The organism is uncultured Lactobacillus sp. (assembly GCF_945290125.1).
Taxonomy (GTDB): domain Bacteria; phylum Bacillota; class Bacilli; order Lactobacillales; family Lactobacillaceae; genus Lactobacillus; species Lactobacillus rizhaonensis.
The window spans coordinates 1-20,835 of sequence record NZ_CALYQV010000017.1; the positions used below are offsets into that span (position 1 = coordinate 1).

The 20,835-nt window shown below is 36.3% G+C and carries 23 protein-coding genes; 3 read left to right on the forward strand and 20 right to left on the reverse strand.

Annotated elements, in window-relative coordinates:
* Positions 1–25 precede the first annotated feature (25 nt).
* The 3 genes from Q0K80_RS04265 to Q0K80_RS04275 are packed head-to-tail and all read left to right on the forward strand — an operon-like array spanning position 26 to position 2,931.
* The gene (locus Q0K80_RS04265) at positions 26–250 is read left to right on the forward strand and encodes a DNA-dependent RNA polymerase subunit epsilon (protein ID WP_294603571.1); all 225 of its coding nucleotides are present in this window, start codon (positions 26–28) and stop codon (positions 248–250) included.
* Between the two features lie 5 nt (positions 251–255).
* Complete coding sequence (locus Q0K80_RS04270; protein ID WP_294603572.1) at positions 256–1,935, forward strand: ribonuclease J; 1,680 nt, start codon at positions 256–258, stop codon at positions 1,933–1,935.
* A gap of 45 nt (positions 1,936–1,980) precedes the next feature.
* Positions 1,981–2,931, forward strand: coding sequence for a diacylglycerol kinase family protein (locus tag Q0K80_RS04275; protein ID WP_294603573.1), 951 nt, complete (start codon positions 1,981–1,983; stop codon positions 2,929–2,931).
* Between the two features lie 126 nt (positions 2,932–3,057).
* Here the strand turns inward: Q0K80_RS04275 and Q0K80_RS04280 are convergent, their stop codons facing one another.
* The 20 genes from Q0K80_RS04280 to ftsZ form a co-directional block, all read right to left on the reverse strand.
* Entirely contained in the window at positions 3,058–3,603 is a 546-nt protein-coding gene (locus Q0K80_RS04280) for a GNAT family N-acetyltransferase (RefSeq protein ID WP_294603574.1), read from the reverse strand.
* Positions 3,604–3,614: 11 nt separating this feature from the next.
* On the reverse strand, positions 3,615–4,406 hold the full coding sequence (locus tag Q0K80_RS04285) for an ABC transporter permease (RefSeq protein WP_294603576.1): 792 nt from the start codon (positions 4,404–4,406) through the stop codon (positions 3,615–3,617).
* 14 nt (positions 4,407–4,420) lie between these two features.
* On the reverse strand, positions 4,421–5,128 hold the full coding sequence (locus Q0K80_RS04290) for an ABC transporter ATP-binding protein (RefSeq protein WP_294603578.1): 708 nt from the start codon (positions 5,126–5,128) through the stop codon (positions 4,421–4,423).
* 192 nt (positions 5,129–5,320) lie between these two features.
* Complete coding sequence (locus tag Q0K80_RS04295) at positions 5,321–5,614, reverse strand: hypothetical protein (protein WP_294603580.1); 294 nt, start codon at positions 5,612–5,614, stop codon at positions 5,321–5,323.
* A 9-nt stretch (positions 5,615–5,623) separates the two neighbouring features.
* Positions 5,624–7,999, reverse strand: a complete 2,376-nt coding sequence (locus Q0K80_RS04300) for an ATP-dependent RecD-like DNA helicase (protein WP_294603582.1) — start codon at positions 7,997–7,999, stop codon at positions 5,624–5,626.
* Positions 7,996–8,640 (reverse strand): tetratricopeptide repeat protein, encoded by a 645-nt coding sequence (locus tag Q0K80_RS04305; RefSeq protein WP_294603585.1) that lies wholly within the window; start codon positions 8,638–8,640, stop codon positions 7,996–7,998. The genes Q0K80_RS04300 and Q0K80_RS04305 overlap by 4 nt, the downstream gene beginning before the upstream one ends.
* Positions 8,637–9,293, reverse strand: a complete 657-nt coding sequence (locus Q0K80_RS04310) for a histidine phosphatase family protein (RefSeq protein ID WP_294603586.1) — start codon at positions 9,291–9,293, stop codon at positions 8,637–8,639. Before Q0K80_RS04310 ends, Q0K80_RS04305 begins: the two co-directional genes overlap by 4 nt.
* Positions 9,294–9,411: 118 nt before the next feature.
* The gene (gene mnmA / locus Q0K80_RS04315; RefSeq protein WP_294603589.1) at positions 9,412–10,536 is read right to left on the reverse strand and encodes a tRNA 2-thiouridine(34) synthase MnmA; all 1,125 of its coding nucleotides are present in this window, start codon (positions 10,534–10,536) and stop codon (positions 9,412–9,414) included.
* A gap of 5 nt (positions 10,537–10,541) precedes the next feature.
* On the reverse strand, positions 10,542–10,883 hold the full coding sequence (locus tag Q0K80_RS04320; protein WP_294603592.1) for a DUF1831 domain-containing protein: 342 nt from the start codon (positions 10,881–10,883) through the stop codon (positions 10,542–10,544).
* A gap of 53 nt (positions 10,884–10,936) precedes the next feature.
* Entirely contained in the window at positions 10,937–12,088 is a 1,152-nt protein-coding gene (locus tag Q0K80_RS04325) for a cysteine desulfurase family protein (RefSeq protein WP_294603594.1), read from the reverse strand.
* On the reverse strand, positions 12,089–12,787 hold the full coding sequence (locus Q0K80_RS04330) for a 5'-methylthioadenosine/adenosylhomocysteine nucleosidase (protein ID WP_294603597.1): 699 nt from the start codon (positions 12,785–12,787) through the stop codon (positions 12,089–12,091). It lies immediately after the preceding gene.
* Positions 12,788–12,805: 18 nt separating this feature from the next.
* Positions 12,806–13,144, reverse strand: coding sequence for a hypothetical protein (locus Q0K80_RS04335; protein WP_294603599.1), 339 nt, complete (start codon positions 13,142–13,144; stop codon positions 12,806–12,808).
* Between the two features lies 1 nt (position 13,145).
* The gene (locus Q0K80_RS04340; protein WP_046324752.1) at positions 13,146–13,709 is read right to left on the reverse strand and encodes an NUDIX hydrolase; all 564 of its coding nucleotides are present in this window, start codon (positions 13,707–13,709) and stop codon (positions 13,146–13,148) included.
* Positions 13,710–13,723: 14 nt separating this feature from the next.
* A complete protein-coding gene (locus Q0K80_RS04345) occupies positions 13,724–13,930 on the reverse strand; it encodes a cold-shock protein (RefSeq protein WP_046324751.1) in 207 nt (68 codons plus the stop codon).
* A complete protein-coding gene (gene ileS / locus Q0K80_RS04350) occupies positions 13,930–16,719 on the reverse strand; it encodes an isoleucine--tRNA ligase (RefSeq protein WP_294603604.1) in 2,790 nt (929 codons plus the stop codon). Before ileS ends, Q0K80_RS04345 begins: the two co-directional genes overlap by 1 nt.
* A gap of 221 nt (positions 16,720–16,940) precedes the next feature.
* Complete coding sequence (locus tag Q0K80_RS04355) at positions 16,941–17,750, reverse strand: DivIVA domain-containing protein (RefSeq protein ID WP_294603605.1); 810 nt, start codon at positions 17,748–17,750, stop codon at positions 16,941–16,943.
* Positions 17,717–18,547 (reverse strand): YlmH/Sll1252 family protein, encoded by an 831-nt coding sequence (locus Q0K80_RS04360; RefSeq protein WP_294603607.1) that lies wholly within the window; start codon positions 18,545–18,547, stop codon positions 17,717–17,719. The genes Q0K80_RS04355 and Q0K80_RS04360 overlap by 34 nt, the downstream gene beginning before the upstream one ends.
* 177 nt (positions 18,548–18,724) lie before the next feature.
* Positions 18,725–19,030, reverse strand: a complete 306-nt coding sequence (locus Q0K80_RS04365; protein WP_294603610.1) for a YggT family protein — start codon at positions 19,028–19,030, stop codon at positions 18,725–18,727.
* Positions 19,030–19,470, reverse strand: a complete 441-nt coding sequence (locus Q0K80_RS04370; RefSeq protein WP_294603612.1) for a cell division protein SepF — start codon at positions 19,468–19,470, stop codon at positions 19,030–19,032. Before Q0K80_RS04370 ends, Q0K80_RS04365 begins: the two co-directional genes overlap by 1 nt.
* Positions 19,471–19,485: 15 nt before the next feature.
* Positions 19,486–20,823, reverse strand: coding sequence for a cell division protein FtsZ (ftsZ, locus tag Q0K80_RS04375; protein ID WP_294603614.1), 1,338 nt, complete (start codon positions 20,821–20,823; stop codon positions 19,486–19,488).
* Positions 20,824–20,835: the final 12 nt, after the last annotated feature.

Below are 20,835 nucleotides of genomic sequence, written 5' to 3' on the forward strand. Positions count from 1 at the left end.
TTAACTGAATAAGGAGAATACAAATATGATCTACAAAGTTTTGTATCAAAAAGACAAGGTTGTCAATCCTAGACGGGAAGCAACTAAAACTCTTTACCTTGAGGCAGAAAATTTGGTCGCCGCAAGGACTATGGTTGAGGAAAATACCCCCTATAATATTGAACTCATCCAAGAATTAGCCGGTAATTCACTGACTTATGAAAAGGAGCATGCCGATTTTAAGCTAACTTCTTTTGAGAGTAAGAAGTAATATCTGTGCGAATAAAAAATAATGAAGTAGCTGTCGTTGCAATCGGGGGGTTGCACGAGATAGGCAAGAATATGTACTGTGTACAGTACCAAGACGAAATTATTATTATGGATTGCGGAATTAAATTCCCTGAAGATGATCTTCTTGGTATTAATTACGTCATTTCTGACTATTCATATTTAGTTAAAAATCGTAAAAGGATTAAAGCACTTGTTGTTAGCCACGGACACGAAGATCACATTGGCGGAATACCATTTCTGCTTGAAAAGATTCCGGAAATTCCCGTATATGCCACACCATTTGCCTTAGCTTTAATTAAGGGCAAGCTTGAAGAACACGGCATTTTGCGGACAACAGAATTACACGAAGAGCACGAGGACACTGTTCTTAAATTCAAGAAACTAACGGTTACTTTTTTCAGAACCACTCACTCTATTCCGGATACTTTAGGCATAGCTGTTCATACCCCATTAGGTGCGGTCGTGTTTACAGGAGACTTCAAATTTGATTTAACACCGGTAATGAACCAACCTGCTCCGGATTTTCAAAAGATGGCTAAATTAGGTAACGAGGGAGTTTTAGTTCTATTATCCGATTCAACTAACGCTGAAGTCACCCAATTTACTAAGTCCGAGCGTTTTGTGGCTAAATCGCTGCATGACATTATTACGGGAATCCACGGCCGCATAATTTTTGCTACCTTCGCCTCTAATCTTTACCGCGTATCGACTGCTATCCAGGCAGCAATAGATACTGGACGTAAAGTCGCCATTTTTGGACGCAGTATGGAAAACGGTGTGCAAAATGGCATTGATTTAGGCTATTTGAACGTTCCTGATGGTTTGATTGTAGATGCTAATGAAATAAATCACACACCAGCTGAACAAGTGATGATTTTATGTACCGGCTCACAAGGTGAACCTTTAGCTGCTCTTTCCAGAATAGCAAATGGAACCCACAGACAAATTAGTTTACAGCCCGGCGATACAGTGATCTTTTCTTCAAACCCAATACCTGGCAACACATTAAGCGTTAATCATTTGATTAACAAGTTAATGGAAGGTGGCGCCAGCGTGGTTCATGGCCGAATTAATAATGTCCATACTTCAGGACACGGTGGTCAAGAAGAATTAAAGATGATGGTTCGCCTAACAAAACCTAAGTACATGATTCCTGTTCATGGTGAATACCGTATGCAGGTCATTCATACCGAACTGGCACAAGCAGCAGGAGTTCCAGCCGCAAATACATTTGTTTTGGAAAATGGTGAAGTCATTTGCTTTGGACCAGAAGGCTCCCGCATAGCTGGTCATATTCCAGCTGGCGATGTCTATGTTGATACCTCTGGCACAGCCGATGTAGGCAATGTTGTCGTTCATGATCGGCAAGTCTTATCCGAAGATGGATTGGTAGTTGTGGTTGCAACAGTTGATTACAAGCACAAACGCGTTTTAGCTGGTCCCGATGTTTTGAGTCGTGGTTTTGTTTATATGCGTGAATCTACTGAATTAATCAACCAGGCGCAAAAGCATATTTATCACATTATAAAGTCCGAAATGGACAAAACTGAACATCCTAAAGACAGTGTAATTCGCAATGCCATTATTGCTAACCTTTCTGATTTTCTATATTCTAAGACAAAAAGACGGCCGATGATTTTACCAATGTTAGTTGAGAAAAAATAACGAAAAGCCCTTTTTAAGGGCTTTTTATGTAATGAATGAAATTTTATGGATAACAAATTAAAAATACATCTTTTGGTTAATGAAGTAGCTGGTAACGGGCGTGCAAAAAAAGCACTCAAGAAAACCACAGCTTTATTAATCAATGAAAACATTAACTTTGACTTGCGAAAAAGCACTTATGCCGGGGAGGCTATTTACATTGCACAAGAATATGGTGACCAAAAGCACTCGCCTACGGAAATTTTGTTGGTAATCGGTGGTGATGGTTCTCTTAATGAGGTGCTAAATGGAATTAAAAGATCCCAAAATCCGAAAACTCCTATTGCCTACCTACCTGCAGGAACAGGTACTGACTTTGCGCGGGCTGCCAGCTTAACTAATGATCCGAAAGTTCTTATAGATCATATGAAACAAGAATTTAAACCAGATCGGAAAGACTGCGGGACTTTTATTTTTCCTGACATTGCCCCTAATAAAAAGTATTATTTTGCCAACAGCTTTGGCATCGGCTTTGACGCATTTGTCAACCATAATAGTAATATTTCAAAATTGAAAAAAATACTGAATCATCTTAGTGAAGGCAAATTAATTTACGGCTGTAATGTTTTAGCCACTGTTACCAAACAAGATACTTTTATTGTAGATATTGAAAAGAACGGTCAGAAATTCCATTTTGACGATGCCTTCATGGTTACCACAACGAATCATCCTTATTTAGGCGGGGGGCTTCCCTTGTTACCCAGTGCTAAACTTGATAGTCATAAAATCGATACAGTTGTAGTGGAAAAATTTGGTTTGGCCAAATTGGTTAAACTATTTATTAATCTCCTAAAAGATGGCTCACATGTCAATGATCCTCAATTTCATTATTTTGAAGCTGATAAAGTTAAAGTAACAACAATTAAAAAAGAATATGCACAAGTAGATGGCGAAGAAATCAAACGCAATAAATTTAATATTGAATTCTCTGTTTCAAGTTTTAACTTATTACGCTGAAAAATTTAGTTTTGCTAATACTTGCAAAAACAAAAATACCGAGCATTTGTTATGCTCGGTATTTTGTTTTTGATTACATTTGCCTTAATAAGATATACACTTTTTAATATCAGTCTTTTTTGCACGTTAGTTTTTTAAAATTTTATACTTGTAGCAATTAAAACTCATATGATCAAGCAGTTGATTTAAACTACGTTTTTTAAAGTGTTTATCTGAACTTAAAATCGAATAGCGGCCTCCTTCATCAACTAAATTATCTTGAGTTAATTTGAAACCATTATGTTTGTAAAATAATAATCTATTGATCCTTTCAGAGTAGTTTTTTGCTGTTTTAGTAACCGGCTCAATGTCCAAAACAATTTCCTGACCTGGATGGTTTCTTTTCATTAGATTTAAAATCTCACTACCGTAGCCCTTGCAACGCCAGATTGGATCTACTGCCAAATAGCCAATATAAATGATTTGCTTCGCATAAGTCCAGAAAATTAAGCCTATAAAATTTTTCTGATCATAAATGACCTGAAAATTTACTCTTTTTTGCAGATCCATTGCAAGCAAGCCAATAATTGGAAACCGCTCCTTTTTTGGAAATGCACTTAAATATAATTTTTTTACTTTAAAATAATTTTTCGTTCCCCATTTAACATTTTCAAACGTTAAAATAAATATCACCTTTCTCTAACTTAAAATGCGTCAAATGAACCGTTTTTGCGCTCTTTTTTTATACAATAATTGAAAATTAAAATGCCAAGCAAGAACCAAATTACATTTACCACTATAAATAACATCAGTTTCGACAATGAAACTCCATGGCCAAGAAATATTTGCCGCACTATTTCTATGCCGCCCACGTAAGGAATAACCTCCTGAAAAGCATTATATACTGGGAAATAAACATTTGACAACATTAGCAATAAAGCCTGCAAAATAGTAGCCCACTGTCCCATTCTTTTAAATCTAATGGAGCCAGAAGCAAAAATCATTCCGATGCCAAACATTCCTAAGTTGGAAATTAAGGAAAAAGCAAACGTCAATAATATAGCTTTTAATAATTCCGCTACTGTAAACATTGAAAAAAACGAGGCTACAAGTCCTATAATTAAGAGATAGATCCAAACAAATAAGTTTTCTGCCAAAGTTTGAATAAAGTATAGGACCCACAAGGGAAAGAGGGATTGAGTTTCACTTTCAAGCAGACCAGTTCGCTCATCAGTCTCCACCCCATTACTACATCCACCCAATGAGGCAATACCAATACTCCAAAACAAAAAGCCAACAATGGTAAATAAAACCCCTTGTTTGGTACCATAGGCCTGACCCAATTGCGCAGGATTGGTGAAAAAGATAACAATTAGGAATGCTCCGGCATATAAAACAAGCGAACTAATAGCAGAATTAACATAACGAATTTGTAGTTTTAATTCTAAATATAATTGTACCCCAAAAATATTAAATAGCTTTTTGATTTTTTTCATTCTACTACCTACTTTCACTTATAAATTCCACGGTATTCAGAAATTAGGTCATTTTCGGCCATTTTATGTTCAATATTTTTCTCTATTTGGCCATCTCTTAAGAACAGATAATGATCAACAACTCCAGAGAGCATCTGAGTGTCATGCGATGAAATAAAAATAATATTGCCATTCTTATTTTTTAAATCAAGAATAAAAGAGGCTAAATCCTCTTGAGCAGCTATGTCCAAACCGTTTGAGGGTTCATCTAAGAGTAAAACTTCTGTTCCCATTGCTGCTCCCACCAAAATAGCAGCTTTTTTCTTTAAGCCAGTGGACAAGTTCTGAAAAAAAGTATTAAGTTCATTTGAAAAATTAAAATCTTGAGCCATTTTACGAATATTATTTTCCGTTCTTTTAGTACTAATTCCCTTAAGTGAGGAAAAGTACATTCCGTTTTCAAGGGTATTCAGTCTATACATAAGACCCCTCTCTCCGGATGCAACAAAACTTGTGTGCAAGCAGGCCCACTTAAAATAGGATCCTTTCGTTTGATCATTCCTGATCGTGCCCTTAGTTGGTTCTAGTACTCCTGCAAGTAGTCTTAACATAGTCGATTTTCCCACACCATTAGGTCCAACCAAACCAATTACTGTAGGTTCCAAAGGGATTTTAATGTTAATATCATGTAAAACTGGCTTTTTACCGTAATTTTTCTTTACCTGATCAAACACTATTGCCATAGACTTTGCTTCCCCTCAGATTAAAATAAAATAATATCATTAATTTAACCATTATATTTTAAAAATAGCAATAATAATTGTATTTGAAAAATATTTTTAATTAAGATATGAAATATTTACTTGTAATTGCGCTAAACGCATTATGGTGTCGATTAAATTTTGTCTGTCAGCTTTAGCACTAATAGCGCCATTTTAGAGATTAAAATCAAATTCCGAAGCTAACGATATATCACCAATAGTTGCGATCAAATCAACGTCACTTGCACTAGGGTCAAGCTTGAAAAGTGAACGACCGTCATCACTAACAATAAACTTTTCTTTTGCAGTTATTTCCACAAAACAATAAACTGACTCATTAAAAGAATCACGATAAATTGTTTCAACTTCCAGAGTATTTTGATCCATTAGTAAAACATGAGTATGATTATTAACCCACAATTGCAGAGTATTTTTAAACTCATTCAAATCAGCATTTTTTCCTATCATAGCGAATTTTTACCCCGCTCTTGTTTCTAACTTGATATTTTGCATCCCAATCATAGGATCTATCTGCCTAGAGTATATCAATTCAGGTGTCAAAATATAATTCGTTTTCTCAGGATTTATTTCTTCAGAATTCGGTACAACATCTTGGTCACTTTTAGCTGGAATCTGCTTCTTAGTTTCCTTGGACTCAACTTTTAACACCGCTTGTAATTTAGTAGTTAAGCCAGTCTTGCGATCGTTACCTGAAGTAGTCAAAGCCATTTCATAAGCATGAGGATCACCGATTAAAACCAGATTTTTTTCTGCACGGGTAACGGCAGTATATAACAAATTACGCTTAAGCATGACATAATTTTGCATAGTCAGACTAAGGATAACTAAAGGAAATTCAGAACCCTGGGCTTTATGAATAGTAATTGCATATGCTCTAGTTAAATCGAAAAGATCCTTTTTGCTAAAAGTAACTTCCCTATCATCGAAATCAGCAACCATACACTTTTGCGAATTTTCGTTATCAATTGCTAGAATTTTACCGATTTGACCGTTATAAATATCTTTTTCCGGATTATTCTGCAGTTGTAGAATACGATCACCTATACGAAAAATCTCGTCATGTACTTCCAGAACTTTACTGTTAGGCTTAGCTGGATTCATAATTTCCTGAATTACATTATTCAAATTATTTACTCCGCCATCACCCTGATACATAGCTCCTAGGACTTGAATATCATCGGGATTGAATCCCTTTGCCAAAGCCCGCTCAACAATCTGACTAACTACGTGAGCAACTTCATGAGGTGGACAAGAAATGAAGGAATAGTTGCTGGTTTTCTGAAATAATTTTTGCACATTTTTACCCATATTAATGTCATGAGCAAGTGTGATAATGCTGGAATCATCACCTTGACGGTGGATTTGCTTGAGAACTGTAGTGGGAAAAGCTTGCGATTTGATCAAATCAGCAAACACATTTCCTGCACCAACAGAGGGCAACTGATCCTTATCTCCAACAAAAACAATATGTTTAGTTTCATTAATGCTATAAACCAATTGTTTAAACAAAAACATATCTACCATTGACATTTCATCAATGATTAAAATCTCACCATTTAATTCGTTCAAATCAGTTGCATCATTTTCTCCAATTCCCAGTCCTAATAATCGATGGATTGTTTTAGCTGTAATACCAGTGATTTCTTCCATTCTTTTTGCAGCACGACCTGTGGGTGCTGCCAGCAAAAATGGTGGATCCGTACTATACAAAGATGAAGCAGGTATTTTAGCTAAATCACGCAATGCTAACAGAATACCGTTAATGATAGTTGTTTTACCTGTTCCTGGGCCTCCCGTTAAAATTGAAATGGGATTAGTTAAAGCATTTTTAATAGCAGCTTTTTGGGTTTCATCATAAGTAATCTTTAACTTAGCTTCAGCCTGAGCTATGGCGCGGTTTAATTCTTTCTCACTATATTTTGAACTCTTGTGGTTTTTTTCCACCAAATTTTTCATTGCATTGGCAATATCAGTTTCAGTTTCATATATTTCCTGCAGCGCTGCATTTTCCCCCATTACCACCACTTTACCTTGATGCTGGAGATTATTAACGCAATCAGCTATGACATCAAATTTATCAACTTGAAGCAATTTACCAGTCTCTGTTAGCAACTGTTCCAGTTTGATGTATGTATTACCTTCTTTAGCAACTTCATCAAGCAAAATTTGAAAAATAGCGCCATTAACTCTTTTAGGATCTACGGAACTAATTCCTAGTTTACTACCTATTCGGTCAGCACTTTTAAACGCATAGCCCGTAACTTCAGCAATAGAAGCATATGGATCTTCTTCCAATTTGCTTAAAGTATCACCATGATAAAGCTGGTAAAGTCTGCCAGCTACTTTTTTATTTAAGCCAAATTGCGCCAATTTTAGTACAGTTTCAGAATAAGAATCCATTGAACTGACACCATTAAGTAGACTATCTTTTTGCTTTTTGGTTAATGACAAAGTCGCTACTTTTTCAGGTTTTTCTTTTAAAATTGTTAATGCATCTATTCCCAAGTCTGAAATTATTGCACTGGCTGCCTTTTTACCGATTCCTGGAAATTTACTTGAACTCAAGTAACTGATTAAACTGCCTTTTTCATGTGGTAAAGCCAGTTTATAGTTATCAGAGCGAAATTGGAGGCCAAACTTATTATGAACAATTAACCTACCTGAAAAGCTATAAGTTGCGCCAACTTGGACGTCACCAAAATTACCAGTAACCTTAATTTCATCACGATCGTATTTTTCGAGTTTACCAATTATGGTGACATCAAGTATCTTATATAGATCCTGGTCATTTTCAAAAACTATTCTGTTAATTTTGCCGGTAAAAGTTGTCATTTTTTCTTTCTCGCATTAGTTATTAATTTTAGTGCAGAAGCATACTGTTGTTCTTCATGTGCAAAAACTTTGGGATCCTGTTTTTTGGATTTAGCAAAATACTTTTCTGCTTCGTGGCGGTTTTGAGTCAAACTTGTGATTCCAAGCATGAAATTGACTTTTGCCGTCCTTTGCTCTTTCCCGATTTTTTTATAACTTGACTCTGCCTCATTGATTTCACCAAGACTGAGCCAAATATCTCCTATCAATTCCCACACCTTGGCATCTTGCCGTTTAATGGTTAAAGCATAAGCAAGTGCTTTTTGCCTTTGTCCTATTTTGAAAAAAACGAGAGCCTTTTGGTATAAAACTAAATCATCGTTAGGAATCTGGTTAAGTAAATTTATGGCCTTTTTAAATTCACCCTGCAGGTAATAGCATACTGCCAGATCATAATCTAAATCTTGAGGATGAGTAACCAAATTTTTAGCCTTTTTTAATAACTCCGTAGCTTGATCGCTGCTGCCCTCTTTTATTAAAAAGGTTGCCAATTTTAAATAGTTTTCACTGCTATCTGGCTTTTCATCAATCTGCGTAATTAATTCGTGTATTTTTTTTTGGACAATATCGGAATTACCTGTTGATTTTCTTTTCTCTATCATAATGAATCTGAATCCACCATTTTTCTACCTAAAAATCCTGTTTCGTTCCAAACTAAAGCGTTAAAAGTCTTGCCTTTATCTTTTGTTTCCAAAATTGTCAGACTGGTATTGCTTAAGCCACCGTTGTGTCTGATATCTGACAGAGTATAGCCTAATAAACCGCCCATAATTGCTCCTAAGGCCGCTCCGTGACTTACAGCAATTACTTTATCATCTGCCTTACATTTCAGCGCAATATCATGACCAAAGCTTTGTCCGCGAGCAATGACTTCAGAATAATTTTCTCCGCCTATACTGTGACCGTCATATTTTTCAGGATGATCCCATATGTCAGTTACTTGCTTGGGATACTGGGCTTGAGCTTCAGCAAAAGTGAGACCTTCCATTGCTCCTAAATTAAATTCGCGCAGACGATCATCTACTTTAACTGCAGAAGGGCAGCTCAATGTTTTTACCAAGCCTTCCGCTGTAGCCTTAGCTCTTTTTAACGGACTAGAATATATTCCGGCAAATTTAGTGCCAGCTAAAAAACTGCCTAATTTTTGAATATCAATTAAGCTTTGGGGTAAAAGTGGTGAATCACCGTGAGCTCCTTGAAAACGTCTTTGTAAATTCCATTCTGTTTTACCATGTCTGACAAAATAAATTTGCATTCATTAATTACTCTTTTCTATAGCTGTTGCTTTCTAGTTTATCATTTAATTAGTTTAAAAGAAAAACGAATACAAATAAAAAGGAAAATGCATGACACATTTTCCTAACTCATTTGTATTAGACTAATTGTAGTTGCTGCTCATTCTGGTAAGCACAGTCGATATTACCACCGCCTAAACACTCTTCACCTTGATAAATCACAAGTGCTTGTCCCGGAGTTACAGCGCGAGCCGGCTCATCAAAGTATACTTTTGCCCTGTATGCTGCGGCATCATAAGATACTGTCACTCCGACATCTGGCTGACGATAACGGAACTTGGCACTGCAATGAAATTTAAAATCATTCTTTGGTTGCCCAGTAAAAAATGACATGTCACTAGCTTCTAATTCAGTGGCATAAAGTAGCTTGCTGTCATAGCCCTGCTCCACAATCAATTGATTTTTTTGCAAGTCTTTGCCAACAACAAACCAAGGAGCCGTAGATTCTTTAGTTGAACCTAGACCTAAACCGGATCTCTGGCCGATTGTATAATACATTAGACCGGCATGATGGCCAACTACTCTGCCATCTGGCGTAATCATTTCACCAGACTGAGCAGGTAAAAATTCACTCAAAAACTTACGAAAGTTTCTTTCCCCAATAAAACAAATACCGGTGGAATCCTTCTTTTTGGCTGTAGCTAAACCATTTTCTATTGCAATTTCCCGGACTTGCGGCTTTGTTAAGTTGGCTAATGGGAAAATAACACGGCTAATTTGCTTTTGACTTAACTGACTTAAAAAATAAGTTTGATCCTTATTACCATCTTTAGGACGCATCATGTGCGTGATACCATTTTTATCAGTTATAGTTTTTGCATAATGTCCCATTGCGATATAATCTGCATCCAGATTAAACGCAAACTCTAAAAAAGATTTAAATTTAATCTGACTATTGCACATTACATCAGGATTTGGTGTGCGCCCTTTTTTATATTCATTTAAGAAATACTCAAAAACGCGCTGCCAATATTCTTTTTCGAAATTGATTGAATAATAAGGAATGCCAATTTGATCAGCAACTTTTTTAACGTCTTCATAGTCGTCAGTAGCTGTACAAACGCCGGAATCATCGGTATCATCCCAGTTTTTCATAAAGACACCAATTACGTCATATCCTTGCTTTTTCAACAGAAGGGCGGAAACTGAAGAGTCGACCCCTCCACTCATTCCTACAACTACTCTTTTGTTTTTCTTTACCAAATTAATCAATCCTTCACAGCAACAATAATCTTGCGTTCCTCCAGGTCCTTTAAAATATAATTTAAAAGTTCCACTGTGGGAGCCAATTGCTTATTTTTAAAAATATTGACCTTTTGCAAGCCATTTCTATCAGTAACGACCATTGTTAAACGAGTCATTTCCTTGTTAATGGTCATTTTCAACTTTGTTGGGGCGTTATATGGTGAATCATTATAAAGTGGATGCTCATAATTAAAATTGCCCTTAACAGTTTTAACAAAACCGGCATCAATCAGTGCGTATAATTTCAAGTCGGGACTAAGCGTAAACTTACGTTGATCACCATTAATAATAACTATATTTGCCATAATATTACCTCACTTACTTATAATAAGCATATCTTTTTAAAAAAGCAATTTTTTTATTTCTTTTGTATTTTAGCCACAATTTTAACCAACTTCCTTGCAAAAGCAGAAACTTCTTCTGCTGTAGTATAACGGCCAAATGATATACGAATTGACTCAGATATTCGCGGAGAACTTTTACCAAAACAAGCCACTAAAACATGGGAAGGCTCCAGTGATCCTGCAGTACATGCAGAACCTCCTGAAACCGCAAACCCAGCCAAATCTAAGTTTGTTTGGAGAATAGTCGTATTGACATTAGCAAAATGCAAGTTCAAAACATGATGAGAATCAAATTCTTTAGTTCCACCATTAACTTGATACTCAATTTTAGCTTGATCAAGTTCATTTAAAATAATTTTTTGCAACTTCTGATAATTAGCCTGGAGCTTATTTTTATCTATAGCTCCAATTTCACTAATTGCTTCACCAAAACCTGCAATTCCTGGTACATTCTCAGTTCCAGCCCTGCGTTTGGTTTCTTGTTCACCACCATAAATTAAAGGTGGTAATTTAATAGCATTTCTTTCATATAAAAATCCCAAAAACTTAGGACCGTTGATTTTATGAGCAGAAGTAGATAATAAGTCAATATTCATTTTAGCAACATCAAGATTAATGTTCCCTAAACCTTGTACTGCATCCACATGAAAATAGGCATTACTTTGTCTTACTATTGCACCAATTTCAGTCAAAGGATTAATTGTTCCTACTTCATTATTAACTGCCATTACAGATACCAAAATAGTTTGTGGAGTCAATGCGTTTTTTAAGTCAGCCAATGATATACGACCATCTGCATCTACATCAAGGTAGATAACATCATAACCCTCTTTTTCCAATTGCTGCATTGGCTTTAGAACAGAGGGATGTTCAATTTTAGTTGTGATAATGCGTTTACCAATATTTTCGCGACTATGCGCTGTCCCAAAAATAGCAGTGTTATTACTCTCAGATCCACCGGAGGTGAAAATTATCTCATTTTCGCTTGCATTGATTGCTCCTGCAGCTTCTTGCCTAGCCAGATCAATGACATGACGGGCCTTACGTCCTAATTCATATGTACTGGAAGCATTACCAAAGTCATTTTTCATTTCTTCAGCTATCACTTTAATTACTTTGGGAGACATGGGTGTAGTAGCAGCATTATCCAAGTAAATTTCTGTCATTTATGAATTCATCTTTTCTATGTAAGTACAAATAATTTTAGCCGCTTTAGCACCCACTTTTTGTGCAAACTGATTAAAGTCTTCATTTGCATCTTGATTACCATTATCAGAAATAGCTCGCAAAGCTATTAAAGGCTTATTAAAATGATAAGCCACCTGTGCAAAAGCAGTCCCTTCCATCTCAACTCCTAAAGCTTGAGCAAAGTTTTGCCTAATATCATTTTTTTGTGCTTGTGAACCAATGAATGAATCGCCTGTGACAATAAGTCCCTCTTTATATTCAATATTCTCATACTGCAAAAACTCTGCAAATTGTGTTCTGGCAGTCGACTTCAAAACAAACTCTGCCGGTTCACCTGGTATTTGTCCTTCAACATAATCTCCTGCTAGAGTATTATGCGCATCGTGATAAGCAAATGAACTGGCTAAAATCAAATCTCCCTTTTGAATACTTGTCTGTAAAGATCCTGCTGTACCAGTCATAAAAACTAAATCAATATTAACCTGGCATAGCAAACTGGCTAAATTCATGGCAGCTTGTACTTTACCAATTCCACTCAAACCAATATATAAATCATTGTGGTTAACGCAAAAATGCTCGAATGTAGTAGATCCGAACATTTCTTTGTGACCAGAGTGAAAATACTTATGATAATATTCTGCCTCAATTTCCATTGGGACAATAATTGCTATCTTCATTTTTACCCTCGTTTTTATTTATAAGTGAAATAACGCCAATAATACCAAAATAATTAAAATCGAAACAATGAGAATGGCACGATTAAGCTTACCTTTCAGTCTTAATGCTTTGTCTTGACTTGTAGTTGGTTGAGATTGTGACTTATTCTTTTCTCTTCTCGGCGTCTGCTCCTGAGTCTTTGCCCTTTTACTTGAAGATTCATTTGGGTGTATAACTTCATCTTCATTACGGGTAAAATCTGGGTTAACGTCAACTTTATCTTCATTATCATCAAAAGCAGATTTAATTGTATTTAAAATATTCTTGCTTTTTTTCTTTTTTAATTTTTTACGGTAATCAGATCGCTTTTCTGTCATTTTAATCCCTTGTATTAGCACTGGTAAGCAACATATTCTCCCAGACACTCATTGCATATAATGTCTTGGCATCAACAATTTTACCTTGTGCCGCAAGCTGTTTCAACTTTTCCAAACTATACCAGTGGCTAGTTAAAAATTCGTCAGGATCAAGCGCCTTTTTATCAGTCAGTTTGGTTAATGTATCACAATAAAATAAGTATAGTTTCTCATTAGTAAAGCCAGGCGACGAATAGAATTCTGTTATCTTTTCCCAGTAGTCGGCATGATATCCGCCTTCTTCATTTAATTCCCTTTTCATGGCATCTAATGGACTGGCATCAGTTTCATCTATTAATCCTGCTGGAATTTCTAAAGTCAACTCTTTAATCGGCTCACGCCACTGCTCAACCAGCAACATTTCTTGCTTATCATTTACTGCAATGGCAGCCGAAGCAGGCTGATGTTTTACTACCTCTCTTGTTGCAGTTTCACCATTAGGTAATTTGATCGTTCTAACTGAAAGATCAACTATACGCCCAGTAAAAATTTGTTTTGAAGAGATTTCAGTTTCTGTTAAATCCATTATTCACTTTCCTGTTAATCAGCTAAATATACATTGACACATTGGAGCCCATTTTTTCCTTGGGCAAGCTGATATTTAACCTTTTGTCCTACTTGTAAGCGACGATAACCTTCTTCTTTTATTGCTGTATAAAAAACAAAATATGATTTCTGGTTTTCACTATCAGTAATAAAACCAAAACTACTGTTACGATCGAATTGCTTTACAGTTCCGTAGCGCATTATTCTTCTAAGCCTTCCTGCACAGCTTCAGGGTAATCCTCTTTGACAATTTTAGCACATCTACCGCAAAGCATTGGTACTTCACTATCAGCTCCGATATCAGTTCTAATCATGCGACAACGAGGACAAACTTCTCCTTTAGCATGCTCAACTACAAAAGCACCATTTGGTAATTTTTGAGCATTTGCCGGTGCCTCACCCTTAGCAATCGTTAATTTAGAAACAATCAAAATTTGTCTAAAGTTGGCATCAAGATTAGCTAAAACAGTTTTTATCTCATCTGTGGGATAAACTGTAACAGCTGCTTCAAAAGATTTACCAATTAATTTTTGATCACGTGCTTCTTCGAGCACCTTCAAAACATCATCACGTAAATTCATGAATTTCTGCCAATTTTCTAGAAGTTCATCATGATTATCATATCGTTCAACTTCAGGCATGTCGGCAAGCTGGACGCAATCTTCTTTTTCTTTTAAGAAGGACCAAACCTCTTCCATTGTATGAGGTAATATTGGTGTCATGACTTTAGCAAGCTTTACCGCTGCATCATAGATTACAGTTTGCATTGATCTTCTCGCATGACTGTTTTTGCTTTCAATGTAAAGAACATCTTTGGCAAAGTCCAGGTAAAATGCTGATAAGTCGTTTGAGATAAAGGCAAATACCTTTTTATAAACATTATTAAAGTCGTAACGTTCATAACTGTCAAGGCAAGTTTTAACTAAATCGTTAAGTTTAACTTCCATGTATTGATCAATAGAATTGAGATTTTCACAAACCACGCGGTCTCTTTGTGGATCAAAGTCTGAGGTGTTAGCCAGCATGTAACGGAAAGTATTCCGAATTTTACGATAACTTTCAGAGGTTTGACGTAAAATATCTTGTGAAACGGCAACGTCAGAAGTCGTGTCAACTGAGGCAACCCATAAACGAATTATTTCCGCACCCATTTGTTTGATGACATCGTTTGGTGAAATTACATTACCTAACGATTTAGACATTTTATGTCCTTTTTCATCTAAAACAAAGCCTTGTGACAAAATGCCACGATAAGGTGCTTTACCCGTGGCAGCTACAGAAGTAATCAGACTTGAATTGAACCAACCACGGTATTGGTCGCTACCTTCAAGATAAAGATCACATGGAAATCTCAAGTCTGGTCTTTTGGCCATAACTGCCTGATGGGAAGACCCTGAATCAAACCAAACGTCCAAAATATCTGTTTCTTTAGTAAACTTACCATTGGGAGAATGTACGGAAGTAAAACCGTCTGGCAACAATTCCTTGGCACTTCTTCTATACCATGAATTTGATCCTTCTTTGGCAAAAATCTGGGCAATGTGCTCAATAGTCTCTGGCGTGACAATCGGGGTACCATCTTCTGCGTAAAAGATAGGCAGTGGAACACCCCAAGCACGTTGTCTGGAAATTACCCAGTCACCACGATCTTTAATCATATTGTGTAAGCGTAATTGACCCCAAGACGGCGTAAATTTAACCTGATCAATCTGGTCAAGAATTTGCTGACGAAACTTAGCAACAGAAGCAAACCATTGTGTAGTAGCACGGTAAATTACAGGCTTCTTTGTGCGCCAATCATGCGGGTATGAGTGGGTAAAGAAACTTAACTTGAGTAAATTCCCTGACTTCTTTAATTTTTCGCTGACAACTTTATTTGCATCATCATAAAATAAGCCAGCTAAATCAGGATCATTAATATCTTCAGTAAAGCAACCCTTGTCATCCATAGGACTATATACAGGTAGACCATATTTTTGAGCAACATTATAGTCATCTTCACCAAAGCCAGAAGCTGTGTGAACTAAGCCAGTACCGTCACTAGCAGTAACGTGCATCGCATTCATTAAAATGGCATCACGGTCATACAAAGGATGCTTAGCAACCATACGGTCCATTTCACTACCCTTAAGATGTTGCACCACCTCATAGTCATTCCAACCTAATTCTTCAGCGACGGCTTCTAAACGATCAGTTCCAACAACGTAGCGCTTATCGTTAACCTGGACTACTGAGTAATCAAACCCTGGATTAACTGTAATCCCTTGGTTAGTAGGAATAGTCCAAGGTGTAGTTGTCCAAATCAAGAAATATGTCTTCTCAGGATTCAGAATTCCTTTGCCGTCTTTTACAGGAAATGAAACATAAATTGAAGGTGATTTAATATCGTGATATTCAACTTCCGCTTCAGCTAATGTTGATTCACTTGAAGGAGACCAATAAACAGGTTTTTTACCTTTATAGATATAACCTTTTTCATACATTTTACCGAAGACGCGAATTTCTTCTGCCTCATATTCTGGTTGATAAGTAATATATGGGTGGTCCCAGTCTCCCATTACGCCTAAACGCTTAAAGTCAGTCATTTGCTTTTTAACTTCTTTACTGGCAAAATCCTGACAAAGCTGACGGTAATCCGCAAGATTCATTTTTTTGCGGTCAACGCCTTGTTTAGTCAATTGCTGTTCAATTGGCAACCCATGAGTATCCCAACCAGGAACATAAGGGGCATAATAACCGTTCATGTTTTTGAAGCGAACAATTATGTCCTTAGATACTTTATTCATAGCATGGCCAATATGAATATTACCATTTGCAAAGGGAGGACCATCATGCAAGTCAAATCTTGGCTTTCCTTTGTTTAATTTTAATCTCTGTTCATATAATTTATTTTCTTCCCATTCTTTTTGCCATTGTGCTTCGCGTACTGGCAAATTGCCCCGCATCTTAAATTTAGTTTTACCTAAATTAAGTGTATCTTTCACTCTCATTTTTTAATCCTTCCTATCAAAAAAACCTCGCCCTATAATTAGGGCGAGGTTAATATCGTGGTACCACCTAAATTGAGTCGCTAAACTCCACTTAATGAATTGCGTATCGTGCAACCACCGTAACAAACCATTATTAACAGCTGATCAACCTTTAAGCTCTTATATTAGACTCACACCCTCACTAATTCGCTGAATTGCTCGCAAGTTTTACTGTTAGTTTGTCATTTATGATTTTTATAGTCATCCGGAAAAATAATAGTAGTTCCACCAGAATTATTATCGGCTGCAGCATCGTCGTTATTAACAGTTTCAATACTAGGACTGTCACCGGTCATTGGTTGAGGACTATTATTTGTTTCTTCAGAGTCTTGTTCAAAGTTTACTTCATCATCCGTATCGTTGTCAACCTCAAAATCCTCATCGTCTTCATCAGTATCAGTATCATCATCGTCTTCATCGACATCCTCGTCTTCATCGGTGAGCATGATTGGTTCTGCACCATCAGGAGGATAAAACCGTTCTGTGTCAAAATATTGATCAAGAGCTTTTTGCCACTTTTCGTCATTCAGATTCTCAATTGCTTTTTGTAGAAGTTCTTGAATATACCTGCGATAACCGGAAGCTTCCTTTTTGACCCGTTCATAATCCGACTTAATAGTTTCCAGTTGCTGGCGCTGATAATCAGTATCAATTTTAGCCTGCTCAGTTGCGTTATTTGCCTGAACTGTAGCGTCGTTGATAATTCTTTCTGCTTTGATCTTGGCATTATTTATGGCTTCTTTAGTAGCATTTTCGTTCTGCTGGTATTGTGCAACCTGCTTTTGTAAATTTGAAACTCGATCTTGTAATTGGATTATTTTATTTTTATAATCAATATTTTGATCTAATACATCACCATAATCGTTAATAATTTGATCTAAAAAACTATCAACTTCATGCCTGTCATATCCACTTAATCCTCTTTTTTTAAATTCTTTATTGTGAATTTTTATTGGAGTCAGCTTCTGCGTTTCTTTCTTTTCGTCTGCCATAGCTTATATACCACCTTATAATTGCCTTTTTTCGTCGTTGAAATACTCATAATCTTACATCTGCCAAAATGTCTTTGGCTAAGAACATCAGCTTCTTCAATTATTATATTAAAATCTTTAATAGTATGCCAATTTAATTTAACTAAATTATTTTTAATATTGGCTTTAATTTGGCTTCTACTTTGTTTAGCTATTGCTGCTAGAACTGCATCCAAACGTAATGAAGAAGCAATTACAGTTAAGTGTTTACTTTCATCTTCAACAGCTAATGTTTTTTTGCTTGAAATAGGCCTTAATTTAACTTTTGTGCGGCCAATATGAGTAATTTCATATTGGAAAAAATCAGTTAGTTCACTTTTGCCAAAAAATTGCCAGCGCCCTTTCCCATCCGTAATAATATCACCAAATGTGGACGTTGCTATTCCAGCATTAGTTATACTTCCTAATACATCACTATGGGTCAAAGAAACAAATTTTTGAGGATATTCAATTTCAAATAGACTGATTTGATATGACAGAGATGAACCAGTAGCCCAATCTTCTGTTATAACAACTCTCTTTTTTTCAGCATTTGCATAACCACCAAAGCTTTGCAAACAAACTTCATTTCCAGCCAGTTTTTTTAAAATGTCTCTTTCCCCTGGATCTAAAAAATCAGTTAAAACTTTTTGATGCTTATAAATGACATCATTTATAAGCCCATTCATTCTATCAACTGTTTTTTGGTCAGATAAATTTCCTTTAAAGACCACATTTTTAATATAAAAACTACATTTTGAAATATTAGATGTTTTCAAGAACTGCCCCCTAATAATGAAGGTGAAATTACTATTCTATCACTTCGTAAATTATTATATCATGAACTGTGACTTTCTTTTATTTTAGGAAATAATTCAGCCAGTCAATAAATAAAGAGCTAGTAGCTCCCGTCAAAGTTATAACGAAATTTACCAGCTCTTTATTAGGATTGGAGATTAAACAAATAAATGAAATAAAATATTTGCAATCCAATTTAAAACATAATCTTGGACAAAATAAAGTAAAAGCAAACCGATTAAAAATGAAATATCTAATCCAGTGGCATTAGACAGTCTGGCAATTGGCCCCTTTCGAAAAATATTCAAATAAGGGTTAATTACTCGATTAATTATGCGACCCACAGCTGAATCGCGTAGAGAAGGAACCCAACTTAAAATTGCATCAATTACCATGACTATACTGTAAATCCATATTACATAGTCAATAATATTAATGCCGTAATATATGATATTTGCTGCCATTAACTTAAAGAATCTTTCTTATCAACTAGATCGCTAATTTTGCCATTCGTGACAAACTTTGGGGGAGTCGCTAAAAAAATTTTATCTCCGATACGTTGAATTTCACCGTTTAAAGCATACACTGTACCAGTAATAAAATCAACGATTCTTCTGGCTGATGCATCTTCCATTCTGCTGAAGTTAATAATTACCGCTTTATTATTCAATAAATTCTGGGCAACTTCTTTAGCATCTGAATAAACACGTGGCTCATAAAGCACAATTTTGCTTTTGGCAGCATTCATACCAGATTTAATGGAAACAACTTTATCGCGGTTAACAGCACCAGCAGGAAAATTGTCTTCATCACTTAACTGCTGCTCTTCTGCATATTCGTCATCTAACATTTCATCTTCATCATTTGCCACGCCGAAAAATTTGCCTATTTTACTAAAAGCCATTTCTCTTGCCTCCTATTAGTTTTCACCACGATGCCTGAAAAATGGAATATCATCAGTATCGTCATCATCAAAAGCATTAGTTTCGATTTGTGAAATACTACTTTGATCGTCTTTATCAAATGAACTAGATCTATCATCCTGATTTGCTGCAAAAGGTGTTGACCGACGGTTGCCCTCATCATCGTTATCCAGGCCCCAAACACTTGTCGGATCAACCATTGGCTTATGTTTAGGTGCACTTTGAACTGCACTGGAATTTTCGCTTACAGCCGTATTTTGCTCCATAGGTCTGTTAACTGAGTTAATTTTTCTTTCTGGAGATGTATTGGCTTGACCTGGTTGGGATTTAATCTGGTGACTATGACCCGGGAGCTGCTTTGAGGCTTCCTCCTCTGCTTGAGAGTTGATTCCTGTCGCAATAACAGTAACTACAACTTCATCTCCCAAATTAGGATTAATAGAAGTACCAAAAATTATATTAACATCGTCACCAGCAGCCTTAGAAACGATTTCTGAAGCATCCTGCGCTTCAAATAAAGTTAAGTCAGGACCACCAGTTATATTTAGCAGTACCTGCTTAGCACCATCAATCGATACTTCAAGCAAAGGGGAAGAAATTGCCAGTTTTGTAGCTTCAACAGTGCGATTTTCGCCACTTGCACGGCCAATACCCATTAAAGCAGCGCCTTGATTAGCCATAACAGTTTTAACATCGGCAAAGTCGAGGTTGACATAGTCAGTTGAAGTAATTAAGTCAGAAATACCTTGAACACCTTGTTTTAAGACATTGTCAGCTTCTTTGAAAGCATCCATCATCGGTGTCTTTTTGTCAACCATTTCTAGTAAACGATTATTGGCAATAATTACAAGAGTATCAACGTACTGCTTTAGCTGCGCAATACCCTCAGCGGCGTTTTTTGATCTTTTTGGTCCTTCAAAAGTAAAAGGACGAGTTACAACGCCAACAGTTAACGCACCCGTTTCGCGGGCAATTTTAGCTACAATTGGTGCAGCACCAGTTCCAGTACCACCACCCATTCCAGCAGTAATGAAGATCATGTCAGCGCCCTTTAGAGCATCTTCAATTGTCTGTTCACTTTCTTCTGCAGCCTTTTGGCCAACTTCAGGGTGAGAGCCAGCTCCCAGTCCTCTTGTTAACTTAGGGCCTAACTGAATTTTATTCTCTGCTTTATTGCTATTTAATGCTTGTACATCAGTGTTAGCAGCAACGAAGGAAACTCCCTGCACACCGTCATCAATCATTCGATTAACAGCATTACCACCAGCACCACCGACACCGATAACTTTGATGACAGCATTTTTATTGTCGTCTGAATCGAACGTGAAATCCATCTAATTAACCAC

Bases quoted from the DNA above. Each gene is read 5' to 3' on its own strand.
- Q0K80_RS04265 (WP_294603571.1), top strand. From the start codon at position 26: ATGATCTACAAAGTTTTGTATCAAAAAGACAAGGTTGTCAATCCTAGA.
- Q0K80_RS04275 (WP_294603573.1), top strand. From the start codon at position 1,981: ATGGATAACAAATTAAAAATACATCTTTTGGTTAATGAAGTAGCTGGT.
- Q0K80_RS04285 (WP_294603576.1), bottom strand. From the start codon at position 4,406: ATGAAAAAAATCAAAAAGCTATTTAATATTTTTGGGGTACAATTATAT.
- Q0K80_RS04290 (WP_294603578.1), bottom strand. From the start codon at position 5,128: ATGGCAATAGTGTTTGATCAGGTAAAGAAAAATTACGGTAAAAAGCCA.
- Q0K80_RS04295 (WP_294603580.1), bottom strand. From the start codon at position 5,614: ATGATAGGAAAAAATGCTGATTTGAATGAGTTTAAAAATACTCTGCAA.
- Q0K80_RS04300 (WP_294603582.1), bottom strand. From the start codon at position 7,999: ATGACAACTTTTACCGGCAAAATTAACAGAATAGTTTTTGAAAATGAC.
- Q0K80_RS04305 (WP_294603585.1), bottom strand. From the start codon at position 8,640: ATGATAGAGAAAAGAAAATCAACAGGTAATTCCGATATTGTCCAAAAA.
- Q0K80_RS04310 (WP_294603586.1), bottom strand. From the start codon at position 9,293: ATGCAAATTTATTTTGTCAGACATGGTAAAACAGAATGGAATTTACAA.
- Q0K80_RS04320 (WP_294603592.1), bottom strand. From the start codon at position 10,883: ATGGCAAATATAGTTATTATTAATGGTGATCAACGTAAGTTTACGCTT.
- Q0K80_RS04325 (WP_294603594.1), bottom strand. From the start codon at position 12,088: ATGACAGAAATTTACTTGGATAATGCTGCTACTACACCCATGTCTCCC.
- Q0K80_RS04330 (WP_294603597.1), bottom strand. From the start codon at position 12,787: ATGAAGATAGCAATTATTGTCCCAATGGAAATTGAGGCAGAATATTAT.
- Q0K80_RS04335 (WP_294603599.1), bottom strand. From the start codon at position 13,144: ATGACAGAAAAGCGATCTGATTACCGTAAAAAATTAAAAAAGAAAAAA.
- Q0K80_RS04340 (WP_046324752.1), bottom strand. From the start codon at position 13,709: ATGGATTTAACAGAAACTGAAATCTCTTCAAAACAAATTTTTACTGGG.
- Q0K80_RS04345 (WP_046324751.1), bottom strand. From the start codon at position 13,930: ATGCGCTACGGAACTGTAAAGCAATTCGATCGTAACAGTAGTTTTGGT.
- ileS (WP_294603604.1), bottom strand. From the start codon at position 16,719: ATGAGAGTGAAAGATACACTTAATTTAGGTAAAACTAAATTTAAGATG.
- Q0K80_RS04355 (WP_294603605.1), bottom strand. From the start codon at position 17,750: ATGGCAGACGAAAAGAAAGAAACGCAGAAGCTGACTCCAATAAAAATT.
- Q0K80_RS04365 (WP_294603610.1), bottom strand. From the start codon at position 19,030: ATGGCAGCAAATATCATATATTACGGCATTAATATTATTGACTATGTA.
- Q0K80_RS04370 (WP_294603612.1), bottom strand. From the start codon at position 19,470: ATGGCTTTTAGTAAAATAGGCAAATTTTTCGGCGTGGCAAATGATGAA.
- ftsZ (WP_294603614.1), bottom strand. From the start codon at position 20,823: ATGGATTTCACGTTCGATTCAGACGACAATAAAAATGCTGTCATCAAA.